At 62.9% G+C, this 14,475-nt stretch carries 11 protein-coding genes and 2 pseudogenes; 7 read left to right on the top strand and 6 right to left on the bottom strand.

The window, feature by feature from the left end; translation table 11 throughout:
• Position 1 precedes the first annotated feature (1 nt).
• The 3 genes and pseudogenes from P3H15_RS40015 to P3H15_RS40005 form a co-directional block, all read left to right on the top strand.
• Positions 2–1,021, top strand: coding sequence for a LacI family DNA-binding transcriptional regulator (locus P3H15_RS40015; RefSeq protein ID WP_276142339.1), 1,020 nt, complete (start codon positions 2–4; stop codon positions 1,019–1,021).
• Positions 1,022–1,280: 259 nt separating this feature from the next.
• Entirely contained in the window at positions 1,281–2,474 is a 1,194-nt protein-coding gene (locus P3H15_RS40010) for an NADP-dependent malic enzyme (RefSeq protein WP_276142338.1), read from the top strand.
• 258 nt (positions 2,475–2,732) lie between these two features.
• A pseudogene (locus P3H15_RS40005) lies at positions 2,733–2,932 on the top strand (IS1380 family transposase); the annotation flags it as partial.
• Between the two features lie 257 nt (positions 2,933–3,189).
• Here the strand turns inward: P3H15_RS40005 and P3H15_RS40000 are convergent.
• The 3 genes from P3H15_RS40000 to P3H15_RS39990 form a co-directional block, all read right to left on the bottom strand.
• Positions 3,190–3,867 carry a YoaK family protein gene (locus P3H15_RS40000; RefSeq protein WP_276142337.1) on the bottom strand — a complete coding sequence of 226 codons (678 nt, stop codon included), beginning with the start codon at positions 3,865–3,867 and terminating at the stop codon, positions 3,190–3,192.
• Between the two features lie 334 nt (positions 3,868–4,201).
• A complete protein-coding gene (locus P3H15_RS39995) occupies positions 4,202–5,500 on the bottom strand; it encodes a dihydrolipoamide acetyltransferase family protein (protein WP_276142336.1) in 1,299 nt (432 codons plus the stop codon).
• Positions 5,501–5,503: 3 nt separating this feature from the next.
• Positions 5,504–7,681, bottom strand: coding sequence for a thiamine pyrophosphate-dependent enzyme (locus P3H15_RS39990; RefSeq protein ID WP_276142335.1), 2,178 nt, complete (start codon positions 7,679–7,681; stop codon positions 5,504–5,506).
• Positions 7,682–7,829: 148 nt separating this feature from the next.
• Between P3H15_RS39990 and P3H15_RS39985 the strand changes: the two genes are divergently transcribed.
• From P3H15_RS39985 to P3H15_RS39975, 3 genes and pseudogenes are all read left to right on the top strand, one after another.
• Complete coding sequence (locus P3H15_RS39985) at positions 7,830–8,336, top strand: VOC family protein (RefSeq protein WP_276142334.1); 507 nt, start codon at positions 7,830–7,832, stop codon at positions 8,334–8,336.
• A gap of 16 nt (positions 8,337–8,352) precedes the next feature.
• On the top strand, positions 8,353–9,033 hold the full coding sequence (locus P3H15_RS39980) for a GntR family transcriptional regulator (RefSeq protein WP_276142333.1): 681 nt from the start codon (positions 8,353–8,355) through the stop codon (positions 9,031–9,033).
• Positions 9,034–9,354: 321 nt separating this feature from the next.
• Positions 9,355–9,481: pseudogene (locus P3H15_RS39975) on the top strand (IS110 family transposase); the annotation flags it as partial.
• Positions 9,482–9,926: 445 nt separating this feature from the next.
• Here P3H15_RS39975 and P3H15_RS39970 read toward each other — a convergent pair.
• Both P3H15_RS39970 and P3H15_RS39965 read right to left on the bottom strand, forming a co-directional pair.
• The gene (locus P3H15_RS39970) at positions 9,927–11,051 is read right to left on the bottom strand and encodes an NDMA-dependent alcohol dehydrogenase (RefSeq protein ID WP_276142332.1); all 1,125 of its coding nucleotides are present in this window, start codon (positions 11,049–11,051) and stop codon (positions 9,927–9,929) included.
• A gap of 380 nt (positions 11,052–11,431) precedes the next feature.
• Positions 11,432–12,544 (bottom strand): alkene reductase, encoded by a 1,113-nt coding sequence (locus tag P3H15_RS39965; protein WP_276142331.1) that lies wholly within the window; start codon positions 12,542–12,544, stop codon positions 11,432–11,434.
• A gap of 128 nt (positions 12,545–12,672) precedes the next feature.
• On the opposite strand from P3H15_RS39965, the gene P3H15_RS39960 reads away from it, so the two are divergent.
• Complete coding sequence (locus tag P3H15_RS39960; protein ID WP_276142330.1) at positions 12,673–13,017, top strand: helix-turn-helix transcriptional regulator; 345 nt, start codon at positions 12,673–12,675, stop codon at positions 13,015–13,017.
• A 2-nt stretch (positions 13,018–13,019) separates the two neighbouring features.
• Here the strand turns inward: P3H15_RS39960 and P3H15_RS39955 are convergent, their stop codons facing one another.
• On the bottom strand, positions 13,020–14,435 hold the full coding sequence (locus P3H15_RS39955; RefSeq protein ID WP_276142329.1) for an aldehyde dehydrogenase family protein: 1,416 nt from the start codon (positions 14,433–14,435) through the stop codon (positions 13,020–13,022).
• Positions 14,436–14,475 lie beyond the last annotated feature (40 nt).

Genomic DNA, 14,475 nt, shown 5'->3' with positions numbered 1-14,475 from the left:
CGTGCGAGAACCGACGCTCCGAGATGTCGCCGACGCCGCCGGTGTGCACACTGGAACGGCCTCGCGAGCACTGAATCCGGAGAAGCGGTACCAGGTTAATGCGGAGACCGTACGCCGTGTGCTCAAGGCTGCCCAGTCTCTCGGATACACGCCGAATCCGATCGCACGCAGCCTTAAGACCGCGCGGTCCCGGACGGTGGGTGTGATCATTCCCGATCTGACCAACCCCCTTTTTCCGCCGATCGTCCGTGGAATCGACGAGGTTCTCGGTTCGCACGGCTACAGCGCATGGATTGTCAGTACCGACAACGATCCCGAGCGTGAGAAAAGGCTGGTCGAATCGCTCCGATCGCGCCAGGTCGAAGGTCTCATCATCGCGACGGCACAGCTCGAGCATCCCCTGCTTTCGACGCTCCACCAAAAAGGAGTGAAGGTCGTTCTTGTCAACCGAGGGGTCGAGAAATTGGAAATCCCCTCCGTTACGCCGGACGACGCGGCCGGTGTCATCCTCGCGGTGGACCACCTCGCCGAGTTAGGGCACACCCGTATCGCCCACATTGGGGGTCCGCAGACCACGTCAACCGGTACATCTCGGGCGCGTGCCTACCGGCACGCGATCCGCGACCGGCGCCTGGACGACGACCCCTCTCTGCTCATCGAATGCTCGGACTGGAAAGAACGCGACGGTGCGGCCGCGTTGCGATCGCTGCTCGACCGCAACGTCAAGTTCACCGCCATCGTCGCCGGGAACGATCTCCTCGCCTTGGGCTGCTACGACGTGTTCGCTGAGCGGGGCATCCAGTGTCCGGACGACATTAGCGTGGTCGGGTTCAACGATATGCCTTTCCTCGACAAGTTCCGCCCACCGATGACTTCGGTGCGAGTGCCTCAATTCGACGTGGGAGTAGAGGCCGGGCGCATGCTTCTCGACCTCCTGAAAGAGCCTAATCGGCACCCACGCTCAATACTTTTGCCGGTCAGCCTTGTGGTGCGAGGATCGACCGCGACCGCCCCGCGCTAAGCGCTTCTCTATACCGCAAGCACCCCACCACAAATCCTTCTCGAGGCGGCGCGGCGGGTCGGGCCTAGCATCCGCGCAAAGGACGCAGCCGATCCGCTCGGGAATGCGGCAGATGTGATCGTCGAGCGTCAGGCGACAACCAGCGTCCCGGCCTATTCGGTCAACGCTTCGTTTCCCTCGATCGCAACCCTCACCCGCTAATCCGACTATTGACCACGAATACTCTACCAGCCCAATCAAATACGAAGAGGAGTCCTTCATGAGCGAGTCCACGAGAATCACGGCGGTCACGAGTAACCCCAAATTGTCCGAAGAGGAGATCTTCGCCGGACATCTCGGGGGCAAGCTATCGGTCGAAGCGACGGTGCCCCTCGACACTGCGCGTGCTCTGTCGATTGCGTACACCCCCGGCGTCGCAGAGGTCAGTCGTGCGATCGCGACCGACCAGACCCTCGCCAAGCGCTACACCTGGGCGGACCGTCTGGTCGCTGTGGTCTCTGACGGTTCCGCGGTCCTCGGTCTCGGCGACATCGGAGCGCGCGCTTCACTGCCGGTGATGGAAGGCAAGTCAGCTCTTTTCAAGGCATTCGCCGGGCTGAACTCGATTCCTCTCGTGCTCGACACCAACGATGTCGACGAGATTGTTGAGACGTTGATCCGGCTGCGCCCAAGCTTTGGTGCGGTGAACCTCGAGGACATCTCCGCGCCCCGCTGTTTTGAAATCGAGCGCCGCCTTGTCGAGGCGCTCGACTGCCCGGTCATGCACGACGACCAGCACGGCACCGCGATTGTGGTGCTCGCCGCGCTCAATGGCGCCGCGAAGCTCCAGGACCGCGACCTCAAGGGGCTGCGCGTGGTGATCTCCGGTGCTGGGTCTGCGGGCGTGGCCTGCGCCAACATCCTGTTGGCGGCCGGAATTGAGGACGTTGTCGTGCTCGACTCCACCGGCATCGTGTCCGTTAGCCGGGAGAATCTTAACGACCATAAGCTGAACCTCGCGGGCCGCACGAATCCGTTCGGCCGAACCGGCGGGATCGCGGAGGCACTCGATGGTGCCGATGTGTTTATTGGAGTATCCGCCGGCACCGTCCCAGAGGAACTCGTCGCGACGATGGCCGATGATGCCATCATCTTCGCGCTAGCGAACCCGGATCCGGAGGTGCACCCAGACGTTGCGAACAGGCACGCGGCGATCACTGCGACGGGCCGCAGCGATTTCCCGAATCAGATCAATAACGTGCTCGCCTATCCGGGGGTGTTCAAAGGTGCGCTCGACGCCGGTGCGCGGCGGATCACTGAAGGTATGAAGATCGCTGCGGCCGAGGCCATCATGTCGGTCGTCAGTGATGAGCTGGCAGCCGACAAGATCGTCCCGTCGCCGCTCGACCCGCGCGTGGCCCCCGCGGTGGCTGCGGCGGTCGCGGCCGCCGCGAAGGTCGACGGCGTCGCCTAAGCTTATCTCGGTTGTAGGTGGGTCGTATCGGCGAGATGCGCTTGCGTGCTGAAAGAATTGGACTTCTCACAGAGCCGGTTCGGTCCCCGCGAAGGGCATCTCGTCGGTGCACCTATCCCATTACGTTCCAGCAGGCGGCCACATTCATCGAGTACACCGACGCGATCTAAGGCGAGCGGATTGGCAGGCCGAGAAGACCCGGCCGGCTGATGGTGCGGCGAAGCCCGACTGCGCAATCATGAAGGCGATCTGGTTACCCTGTTCGACACCTGGCAGGTTCCACACGTTCTTCACCACCAGTCCCGGCCGTGCACGGCAACGTGACCGTCGACAAAGTCCCCCGCGGGCGCGCGACCAGCGAGCAGGTCCACGCGGACTTGGAGATCTCCGTCCATGCGCAACTGCCATCGGGACGATTCAGCGCGCACGCCGCCTGGCTGGAACCGGCTGGGGTGGCATTAACCCCCCAGGCGCCGCTGCCCGCATACCGGGACGCGGCTGCCAAGACCACCCCGCCCGGAGCCTCTGATCTCGCAATTGCCACAACACTGCCCCGGAAATACGAGTCGAACTGCGTACTCGAAGTACGGTGGCACCGATAACCATCGCTCACCTACCCATTCGGCTCTGCCGGATCCTGAACCGAAGCCCCAGTGGGGTGCCCGACACAGCCGTCGGGCACTCCACCAGCCCCAACGAAGTCCAAAATCGTGTGTCATGCGTTGCGCGGCGCACACATGAAGACAACGGCCGTTGCCGCGACGAGCACTGCGGTGATGGCAATGACTCCCGAGATGGTGACAGGTAGCAGCACGGCACCGATCGCGGCGCCGATGAACATCGCTGCAACAGAGCCGAGTCGACGGTGTGGTTGTGTCCCCGGCCCACCGGCGAGTACGCTGTCGGCTGCCAGCCCGGTCAGGGTCAGCGTCAACACTGTCGTGGTGAGGTCGGGGGCCCCAAGTCGTCGAACTGTGGAGTTTTGCAGCCCGAGTGCCACTGCGAGAACGGCAACGGTCACCAGAGCTCGGTGACCAGAGTAGACAAGGATGCCAAGACCACTCAGGATTGCCGTACTTGCAAGAATAGCGGCCTCCATCCCCAGAGCGGCGGTGAGCCACAACCGGGGTCTGTCAGACATGTGCGCCCCAAGTCTGCCGCCCAGGACTGCCCCGGCAGCAAACGCAAGAATGGCGACGATAGCTGCCGGCGCGGAGACCCCGGAGCCCTGTTGTAGGGAAAACCCCATAAAGACGACATTGCCGGTCATATTTGCGACAAAGGCGTGACCGAGTCGCAGGTAGCTGACGGCATCTACCAAGCCCGTGACAACCGTCAGTACCAACAATGCGCCGACGAGCCAACGCCGTTCGAGCGGCAGATCAGCTGCCACCGTGGTCCTCCGATTCGCTCATGGGCTCCGACCATCTCACTGGGACCGCACGCCGGCCGCCGTTGCCAGCCGCCTCCACCAGCGAAGTGCGTTGATCACAGCGATTTCCGCACTCGCTGCGAATGGACAAACGGCGTATGGCGATCGGGTGTTCGCTGCGCGACTAGCGATCTCGCCGCTCCATGCCACCCATGGGCGGCTTTGACGTTGCTCCTCGTGCTTAGCCCGCAAGTTCCGGCGACTGCGGACACGCGAGTGGCCAGATTTCCCACGGCACGTGCCACCTCGTCGTGGTCGTGTTCTCTGCCTGGTGAGGTGGCTGACACCGTAAGGGTCATAGCAGGATTTGCATGGGCGATTCGACGATGTCGAGGAAGGTGCGCATCCATTCGGCAGCGGTGGAGCCGTCGAGGGGTCGATGGTCGACCGATAGGGTCACATGTATGACGGTTCCGACCTCGAGCTGACCGTCGACGACGACGGGTTCCTGACGAGCCGCGCCCACCGCGAGGATCGCCGACTGAGGCGGGTTGATGATGGCCGCGAACTCCTCGGTACCGAACATGCCGAGATTCGAGATACTCAACGACCCGCCCTCAAGGTCGGCCTGGCGCAGCTTGCCGTCGCGGGCCCGCGCTACTAGATCCTTTGTCTCCGAGGCGATCGCGGAGATGCTGCGCTGCCCCACATTGCGGACCACCGGGGTGACCAGGCCGCGTTCGGAGGCGACGGCCACGGAGATGTCGACCGTGTCGAACGTGCGGATCGTGTCTTTGGTCCACATCACGTTCATCGCCGGAACAGCCGTGTGGGCCTGAGCGGCGGCCTTGATCACCAGGTCGTTGACGGACACCTTAGTGTTGCCGGCCTCGTTCAGTTCCTTACGCAGAGCCAGGAGCCGATCGACGCGGGCACTGCCGCGCACGTAGAAGTGCGGGGCGGTCTGCTTGCTCTCGGCCAGCCGAGTGGCGATCGCCTTGCGGATGCGTGAATGCGGCTCCTCGGTGTAGCCGGTCACCGCCGGCGCCGGCGCGGCAGGGACGGTGGGCGCCACCTGTGGTGCGGCGGGTTCGGTGCGGACCGGGTGCGAGACGGGTGCATTGCCGTTGCGCTGTCGTCCATCGAGCAGTGCAACGATGTCGCGCTTGACGATGCGCCCGTTCGGGCCGCTGCCCACGATGTCGGTCAGGTCCAGATTGCCCTCCCGCGCCAGCCGGCGCACGAGGGGGGTGAGGAACCGTCGAGACTGCTGCGGGTCGGCGGTGCCGCCCGGGGCGGGGGCAGCCGCCGTGTCGGCGGGGGCCGCGGCCGGTGCATCGGCGGGGCCACCGAAGGACCCTTCGGCCAGCACTCCCAGTTCCCGAAGGACGGTGTCGAGATCGGACACGATTTCGCCCTCGGCGCCGGTCAGGGCGATCGGGGCGCCGACCTCCACCGAGGTACCGGGGTCGACGAGGTACTTGATGATGACACCGGCGGTCTCGGCCTCGATGTCGACGGCGGCCTTATCGGTCTCGACGGTCGCAATCGCGTCGGCCTGTGCGTACGGGGTGTTCTCCGGGATCTGCCATTCGGCGAGGATCGCCTCGGTCGAGTCGGCAGCCACACCGGGCATGCGGAGCAATGTGGGCATGTCTCAGGACTCCAAGATCTCGGTCAGCTTGGCGGTGACCTCGTTGGACTGTGCGATGGCGGCGCGTTCGAGGACCTTGCTGATGGACGGGGAGGCTTCGCCGCCGGTCACCCGTTCGATGGGGTGATCGAGCCAGTCGAAGAATCGCCGCTGGATCTCGTCGGCCAGCCAGGCGCCGTAGGAGGTGCCGATCGCGCCCTGCTCGGCGATGACGACCCGGTTGGTCTTCTTGACGCTCGCCTCGATGCTCTCCCAGTCGATGCTGGCGCGATCGAGCCAGCGCAGGTCGATGACGTCGGCGTCGAATCCACCCTCGTCCACGGCGTCGAGGACGTACGTGGTCATGGCCAGGTAGGTGATCACGGTGACCGCGGATCCCTCACGGCGCAACGCGGCCTTGCCGATGGGCAGCAGGTAGTCGAAGTCGTCGACCGGTGCGTCGCCCTTGGCGTTGTACAGGTCGACGTGTTCGAGGACGACGACCGGGTCCTTGCACCGCAGCGCGGTGTTCATCAGGCCGACGTAGTCGAACGGGGTCGACGGCGCCACGATGCGCCAGCCGGGAGCGGTGGCGAAGATGCCCGCCGGGTCCATCGAGTGCTGGGAACCGTAGCCGGTGCCCATCGCGACCTTGCTGCGCAACACGAACGGGACATCGTTGTCGCCGCCGAACATGTGCCGTGCCTTGCCGATCTGGTTGAACAACTGGTCGGCAGCAACCCACATGAAGTCGGCGTACATGAACTCGACGATCGGTTTGTAGCGTCCGTCCAGTGCCATCCCGCCGCCGAGGCCGGTGAAGGCGTTCTCGCTGATCGGCGTTCCGAGGATCCGGTCGGGGAACTTCTCGGCCAAGCCACGAGTGGCTCCGTTGGTGCCGCCGTTGAGCCGGTGGATGTCCTCACCCAAGATCACCACGGAGTCGTCGGTTTCCATCTGTCGCCCGAGGACGTCAGCGATGGACTCGATGAACTTCGACTGACCAATTTCGCCGCCGAAGGAGTCACGGTCGACGAACTGCACCCCGTCGAACTCCGAGAGATCGCCGCGCACACCGACATCCCGGAAGTCCGGATCCGGCCACTCGTCCGGCTTGATCCGTCGCTGCCCGGGCTTGCCGCCTGGCAACGGCTCGAGGAGGATGTCGCCGAGTTCGGCCATCACCGCCTTTGCGCGAACCGAAACCTGTTCAATCTGGTCGGCGCCGAGGATTCGGCGACGCTGCAGGTGCCCGGCCAGCTGTGCGATGGGATCACGGTCGCGCCAAGACTTCTCCTCATCCTTGCTGCGATAGCCGAAGGCGCTGCCGGGGAAGGCGCCGTTCTGATGGAAATAGCGGTAAACGTCGACCTCGATCATGGTCGGGCCCTTGCCCGCACGCATGTGCTCGAGTGCCTCGTTCATCGCGGTGTGCACGGCGAGCACATCCATGCCGTCAACCTTCCAGCTGGGAATGTTGAAGCCCAGACCCCGCGCGGACAGACGCGATTCAGCGGTCACCTCTTCGACGTTGGTCGAGACCGCGTAGCGGTTGTTTTCGATGAAGAAGCAGATCGGGAGTTTCCACGCGGCGGCGAGGTTGAATGTCTCCAGTGTGGACCCGATGTTGGTCGCGCCGTCGCCGAAGTAGGTCACGGCCACCGCGTCGGTGCCCGCATGGCGGTGGGCCCAGGCGTAGCCAGCGGCCAGCGGCACTCCGCCACCGACAATCGCGTTGGTGCCGATCGCGCCGGCCTCTTCCCACTGCAGGTGCATGGACCCGCCCCGGCCATGGCCGAATCCGCGGTCGAGTCCGCAGATCTCGGCGAGGCTGCGCAGCAGGACCGTGCGGATGTCGTCGGTGAGGTCCTCGCGCGGATCGATGCCCTTGGGGGCGACGTGGTGCAGCGCCTTGGCGAGGAACTGGTGGTGCCCGCGATGGGATCCATTGACCGAGTCATCGGAGTTCAGAGGCAGAACGGATCCGACCGCGCCGCCCTCCTGCCCGATGCTCGAGTGCGCCGGGCCGTGAATCAGGCCCTGTCCGGCGAGGTCGAGGACATATTCTTCGAACACCCGGATCAGGGTGAGGTGGCTGAACATGTTCTCGAGCAGTTCGGGTGCGGCGGCATCCCAATCGTCGGTGGTCGTTTCGACCTCGACCCACGGGGACGCGGGTTCCAAGGGAGTATGGGTGCTCATGAAGTCTCCAAGCAGATTGAGTCGGCTGACACAACCATAACCGTGTAATGGATCCAAAATCTAGTTCTCGCTGGAGAATCAAGGGAGTATCGTGGTGAATACGCCAAAATGGCGCCATATAGAAGTTGACGGAGTTTGGAGTGATGGAATGAGCCCCACCGGCGCCGGCCTACCCGGAGTGCAACGACTCGACCATGTCGGCATCACCGTCCCGGACCTCGAGCAGGCGCGGCGCTTCTTCGTCGACGTGCTCGGCTGCGAGTACATGTACACCCTCGGCCCCTACCTGGACGAGCAGGGCAACTGGATGCACGAGCACCTGAACGTGCACCCCCGCGCGGTGATGAACCAGCTGCACTTCTTCCGGTGCGGCGGGGCCGCGGTATTCGAGGTCTTCGAATACAGCGCCCCCGATCAAGACACCACGGCGCCGCGCAACAGCGACGTGGGCGGGCACCACGTCGCCCTGTACGTCGACGACCTGGACAAGGCCGTCGACTACCTGCGCGAGAACAACATCACCGTGCTGGGCGAACCCACCGTCAGCAAAGGTCCCAGCGAGGGACAGCGCTGGGTCTACTTTCTCGCCCCCTGGGGTATGCAGTTCGAGCTAGTGTCGTATCCGAACGGCAAAGCATTCGATCGTCAGAACTGAAGGCAGAAGACGAAACGTGTTAAACGACGAGCCGCCCGCGGCAAGCAGCAGCGAGGCCGCGAGCGAACGTGTCGCGAAATACCTGCGCGCGCAAATTCTCTGTGGCGCAATCGCTCCCGGTGAGCGAATTCGACAAGAGGATATTGCGGAACAGTTCGGTCTGAGCCGCCTGCCGGTCCGTGAAGCCCTGCGCATGCTCGAAACCGAGGGACTCACGGAGCTGCAGGCCAACAAAGGGGCGCGGGTACCCCACCTGACGATGAGCGAGGTCGATGTCATCTACCGCATGCGCGAATCCCTTGAGCCCCTCGCGCTGTCGGAAAGTCTGCCACTGCTCGATGCGGCTGACATCGACCGCCTCAAGTTCACCCAGGATCGGATCGAGGCCAACACCGACATTCAGGAGTTCCTCGACCTCGATCGAGAATTCCATCTGATCAGTTACTCGGGTTGCACGGTCGAACCTCTGTCGTCGTATGTCGTGCGGTTGTGGAACACCACCCAGCACTATCGGCGGGCGTTCGTCGCCCTGTCCGGGCCCGGGCGCATGTGGATCGTCAACGCCGAGCACCGACTACTCTTCGACGCCATCGTCCGCCGTGACGGGGTCGACGCGGGGAACATCCTGCGGGGACACATCCGCCGCACGCGAATCGAACTAGCCCAGCACCCAGACATCTTCGGACCCGGCAGGTGAACCGCACGTACCTGAATATACCGCCGCCCAACAAATGGCCACCCTAATCGTCGCGAGAACTTCTATGCCTTCGCGCTTGCCGTCGTTGTTCCCCGAGCCGGTAGGGTGAGTACGTCGCTCCTATCGGCGCGGCACAGCTGGGATTGAGCACCACAGTTGCTAGAACAGGGCCGACAGGTGCCCGCCCTACTGCGCACCCTGAACAAACTGAATGCGTCAACACTGCGGAACCCAATGCCCCAGCGCCGAGGCATTCAGCACCATCCGGACTACAGGACTATCAGCGGATTCCTCGTCCTCGGGAAGGCCACCGGAACCGGGCGCTCGCCGAGATCTCTCGCTGGATCCGCACCCCATCACAAGGGCCTCAGGTCGCAGCGACTCGACCACGTATCGTCACGTGAAGAACAACAGGCTCGCGGTGGTGGGGTTCGTCGGGGCCTTCGCGCCATCCCGAGACCCGGCCCGGTCAAGGAACACTATGACCGGCGCCGCAGGTCTGGAACGCCGCGACCGCGCAACGCCTTCAAGGTTCCTACGCAAGCTCTATCACTGCCTACACCCCGACAAAGACCGAACGACGAGTCGAAGGCGTTCCCAGACTATCCCGGCACACCAGAACCGGTTGCGGATTGACTCCTACGCTGATCGCAGGTCTATCAGCGGTCCATCGACGCAACCACACCAGGACGTCATATCAGGCTGGGCGACCGCAGCCGCCCTCGGTCCTAGCGCCGCTGGAAAGATGACGGGATGACCTGATCACGCGTACCGCGCAACGTCGAGCCACCGGTGATGATCGATGACGGTGATATGCCGGCGAGCAATTCGGACATGCCCAAACAAGATCACGATGGTATATCGCCGTTGGCGAGGCGCGGAGCCGCGATGAATCAGTAGTCCGCATCGGTATACCGAATAACGCCTCGCAGATTGAGTCCGGCCCGCATGTCCTCGAACCCTTGGTTCACATCCTCGAGGCGGTATTCCGTGGTGATCAGCTCGTCCAGCTTCAGCCGACCGGAGCGGTAGAGATTGAGCAGCTTCGGCACCTGTGCGCGTGGACTCGACCCTCCAAAGATGGCCCCGTGCACGCTCTTCTGCAATAGAGTCAGCTCGGACATGTTGAGCTTCACGTCGTCCTCGGCGTAGTCGCCCATTCCCGTTACGACGACGCGGCCGCCCTTGCCGGTCAATGTCAGGGCTTCCTGGATGTGTTCTCCATGAATCACTCCAACGGTAATCACCACTAGGTCGGCGAGTCGACCCCAGGTGAGATCGGGCAGTGCCGCAGCTGCCTCTTCCATGTTTGCAAAGGCGTGGGTGGCCCCGAACTCGAGTGCCTTGGTGCGCTTGAACTCGATGGGGTCCACCGCGACCACGAAACGTGCACCGGCGGCGGCCGCGCCCTGCACTGCATTGATGCCGATGCCCCCGATTCCCATGACCACAACAGTCTCACCGGGCCGCGTGTTCCCGACGTCGGTAGCCGACCCCCATCCTGTGGGAACGCCACATCCGAGCAACGCAGCTTTGTCGAGCGGGATGTCCTTCTCGATCTTGATCACGGACGCCTGGTGAACGGTGACATAGGGCGCGAACGTTCCCAGCAGGCACATCGGAGCCACATTCCGTCCGTCCAGGGTGTGGACCCTGTAGCTGCCGTCAGCGATGGATACTCCGGTCATCAGATTTGCGCCCAGATCACACAGATTTTGCTTCCCAGCTGCGCATGGCGGACAAGTGCCGCATGCGGGAGTGAATGCGAGGACCACGTGATCACCCTCGGCGATTCCTTTGACGCCGGGGCCGATCTTGGTGACGACTCCGGCGCCCTCGTGCCCACCGAGTACAGGGAACGAGGCGACTGGTGAGCTGCTGATGTGCTCTTCGGAGTGGCAGAGGCCGGACGCTGCGAGTCGAACCTGTACCTCACCCTGGATTGGATCCCCTAGGTCGATTTCTTCAACTTCCCACTTGCCGCCGACCTCGTTCATGAGCGCTGCTTTGACCTTCATCTCCACCTCACTGTGTTGATTCATCTACGCGCAGAGGGCGCATGGATCGAAGACCGGCGGGACTATGGCATGCATCACAAGCCGGGTGACAGAATTAAATATTAGAAAAACGTTCGAGTCAAGCCCTCGCTGCGCAGTCGCGGCTTGCTCTTGACGCAATGAAAACTGTTTGCTCTAAGCCGAATTAGAGATAACCGGTGCTACGGAACGGCGAGCCGCGCGCAACACGCAACACGCGATGAGGCGCCGATGGACGTGTTCGTCCGCCGGCGCCTCGATCTCATTCCTCGCACGCTACCTTCGTGGCACACCAAGCCCCGTTGAACGGTCGGCAGGTCGATCACAGGGTTTGCGTTGACCAATGTTGCAGTGAAGGATATTTAGTTGTCCCGTAGCGCCGGGTAATCGGTGTATCCCTCGGGGCCAGTGGCGTAGAAAAGATCGTTGACGGGTTCGTTCTCCCCGTGCCCCCCCTTCCATCGGTCGACCAGGTCGGGGTTTGCCAGAGCTGCTCGGCCGACCACCACGCCGTCGATGAACGGAAGTTCGACCAGGCGCGCCGATTCTTCGGATGTCGAAGGACTGCCGAAGAATCCACTGTTGACGAGAAGCTTGCCGGCGAACTTGCGCTGTAGCTCCTGGATGAGCTCGCCGTCGGTCTGTGCGTGCAGCACCGACAGGTATGCCAGGCCCAGTGGGCGCAACTGGTCGAGAAGCGTTCCGTAGGTCGCCAGTACGTCGTCGTGGTCGGGCTCGAGGGCGTCCTGGATGTTGTGTTCGGGTGAGATGCGCAGTCCGACGCGGTCAGCGCCAATGGCGTCCACGACGGCCTTGGTGACCTCGACGGCGAATCGCGCACGATTTTCCGGCGACCCACCGTAGTTGTCGGTACGAACATTGGACGAAGGAGCCAAGAATTGGTGAAGGAGGTAGCCGTTGGCTGCGTGAACTTCGACACCGTCGAATCCAGCCTCGATGGCCCGCCGAGCCGCGTCGGCGAACTCGGAGATGGCGCCGGCGATGTCTTCGCTCGTCATTTCCTGAGGCAGCGGGAACTGCTGACCGCTGGCGCCCATGAACATCTGACCGTCGATAGCTATCGGGCTCGGCGCGATCACTCGCCGTCCACCGTTGAGGTCCGGATGTGCGGTACGGCCGCCGTGCTGAATCTGCACAACAATCTTGCCGCCTTCGGCGTGAACGGCATCGACGACATGCCGCCAGCCGGCTGCCTGCTCGTCGGAGGCCAGACCTGGCTGGCCGCCGAATGCTTGAGATTCGAAACTGGGGTAGGTGCCTTCGGTGATAATCAGGCCGAGGCTTGCGCGCTGCCGGTAGTACTCGACGATCAGTTCCCCGGGAATGCCGCTCGAGTCGGTCCTGGTCCGAGTCATCGGAGCCATGACGATTCGATTGCTCAGTTCGATCGCGCCGAGGCGGAGGGGCTGAAACAGAGTTGCTTCTCTGAGGTCTGGTGAATCGGTGAGGGTCATGGAGTTCCTTTCGAACTGACTTCCGGCATCGGGGCCGGGTGGGCATTGTGAACGTAGCAGATATACGTATATACGCGTAGAAGCGTATCAAGCCGGACGGTGATAAGAGGGGGAGATAGACTGTTCACGTGCCCACTCCACTCATGCATCCAGGCAGCGAGGACTTCAACCTTTTCCAGATCATGGGGGCTCTCGCGGACCCCGTTCGACTCGGAATCGTGGTGACGCTCGCAAGCCGCTCCGACCTGTCATGCAACGGCTTCTATCCGGACCTCACGCCATCGGTTCTGACACGTCACTTCCGGATCCTGCGCGAGGTCGGACTCATTCGTCAGCGCGATGTCGGGACTCGCCGGGTGAACGTCCTCCGCCGGGATGAGCTCGACACTCGATTCCCCGGGTTGCTCGACCTGGTAGTCAAGGAAGGAGCTGACTACCTCATCCCTGACTTCGGTGTTGCCGTGGCACAGTAGGTTCAGACGGGAATTTCTCCGATTTCCATCACGCGAATCTCGGTGTATTCCCGAAGGCCTTCGACGCCGTTCTCGATGCCGATACCGCTCCACTTGACCCCACCGAATGGAACATCCGACGGAGGGGGCAGGTGCGCGGCGTTGACCTTCACGTGGCCGGAGTCGAGACGGTCAGCAACGCTACGTGCAGCCTCGACATCGTGCGACCAGACCGACGCACCGAGGCCGTAAGGAGAGTCGTTTATCCGTCGAACAGTTTCGTCGATATCGTCGTAAGCGATGACGGGAAGCGCAGGACCGAACTGTTCGTCGTCGACGATGCGAGCCCCATCTTGCACGTCGCCAATGATGGTCGGTTCGAAAAAGTAACCATTTCCCGGCAATCGGTGACCACCTGCAGCAATCGTTGCTCCCTGCGCCTTCGCCTCACGGACGAGCGCGTCGACATGGTCACGTTGGAAGTCGGTGGTAAGTGGACCCATCTGGACGTTCGGATCAAACCCGTCTCCGACGCGAATCGATCGTGCACGTTCCGACAGCGCTTCGAGCAGTTGTGGGTACAACCGTCGTGGAACGTAGACACGTTTCGTCGCTTCGCAAATCTGTCCGGCGTTGATGAACGCAGACCAAAAGAGGGGTTCGATCAGGACGTCGATGTCCACGCCGTCCAACAGTATTGCTGCGTCGTTGCCGCCGAGCTCCAGTGTGACCCGCTTCAAGTCGGCTGCAGCTGCCGCCGCCACCGCTTTACCTGTACCGATCGAGCCGGTCAGGGCAATCTTGCGGGGCGTTCGGTGTTCCACCAGTTGCTTGCCCAGCGGTTCTTGACCGCTCACCACGTTGAAAACGCCCGGTGGAAGCGCTTCGGCGAAAAGCTGACCCAGGGCAAGGGTGGTAAGTGGTGTGTGTGGTGACGGCTTCAGCACCATGGTTGCACCGGCGGCCAGAGCGGGAGCGATCTTCCACATTGCAAGCAGAATCGGTGCGTTCCATGGAGTGATCGCGGCGACGACGCCGACCGGACGATGGGTTATCTCGAACGTCCGGCCGGGGTGGTGAAGAACTTCGCTGTGCGGCTGCGTGAGGTCCGCGTAATAATCAAGCCATGAGCTCGACCCGATGAGTTGGCCGACGGACATCGGGAGCGGGCCACCCTGTTCCTTGGTGAGTATGGCTCCGAGTTCAGGAGCAGCTGACCGCAAGAGGTCTGCCGCGTGGTGCAACGCTTTCTGCCGAACCTCGTGATCCGACGACCATGTGCCCAGGGCTCGGTCTGCCGCGAGCATTGCGCTATCGAGCTGTTCGGCCGAGCACTGTGGTGCCACACCCATCGGGGTTCCCTCGGCGGGATTCAGGACATCGAACTCGCTAGTCCCGGCGACGGATCGCCCGTCGATGGTCATCACTGCATCAGCCATGCTGAGTCACCCTTTCGATTAACGTAGCTGTTCGACTACA

It is taken from the genome of Rhodococcus sp. T2V (assembly GCF_029269925.1).
Classification (GTDB): Bacteria; Actinomycetota; Actinomycetes; order Mycobacteriales; family Mycobacteriaceae; genus Rhodococcus_F; species Rhodococcus_F koreensis.
Note: the sequence above shows the minus strand (reverse complement) of the source record. Positions and strands in the feature narration are given on the sequence as shown.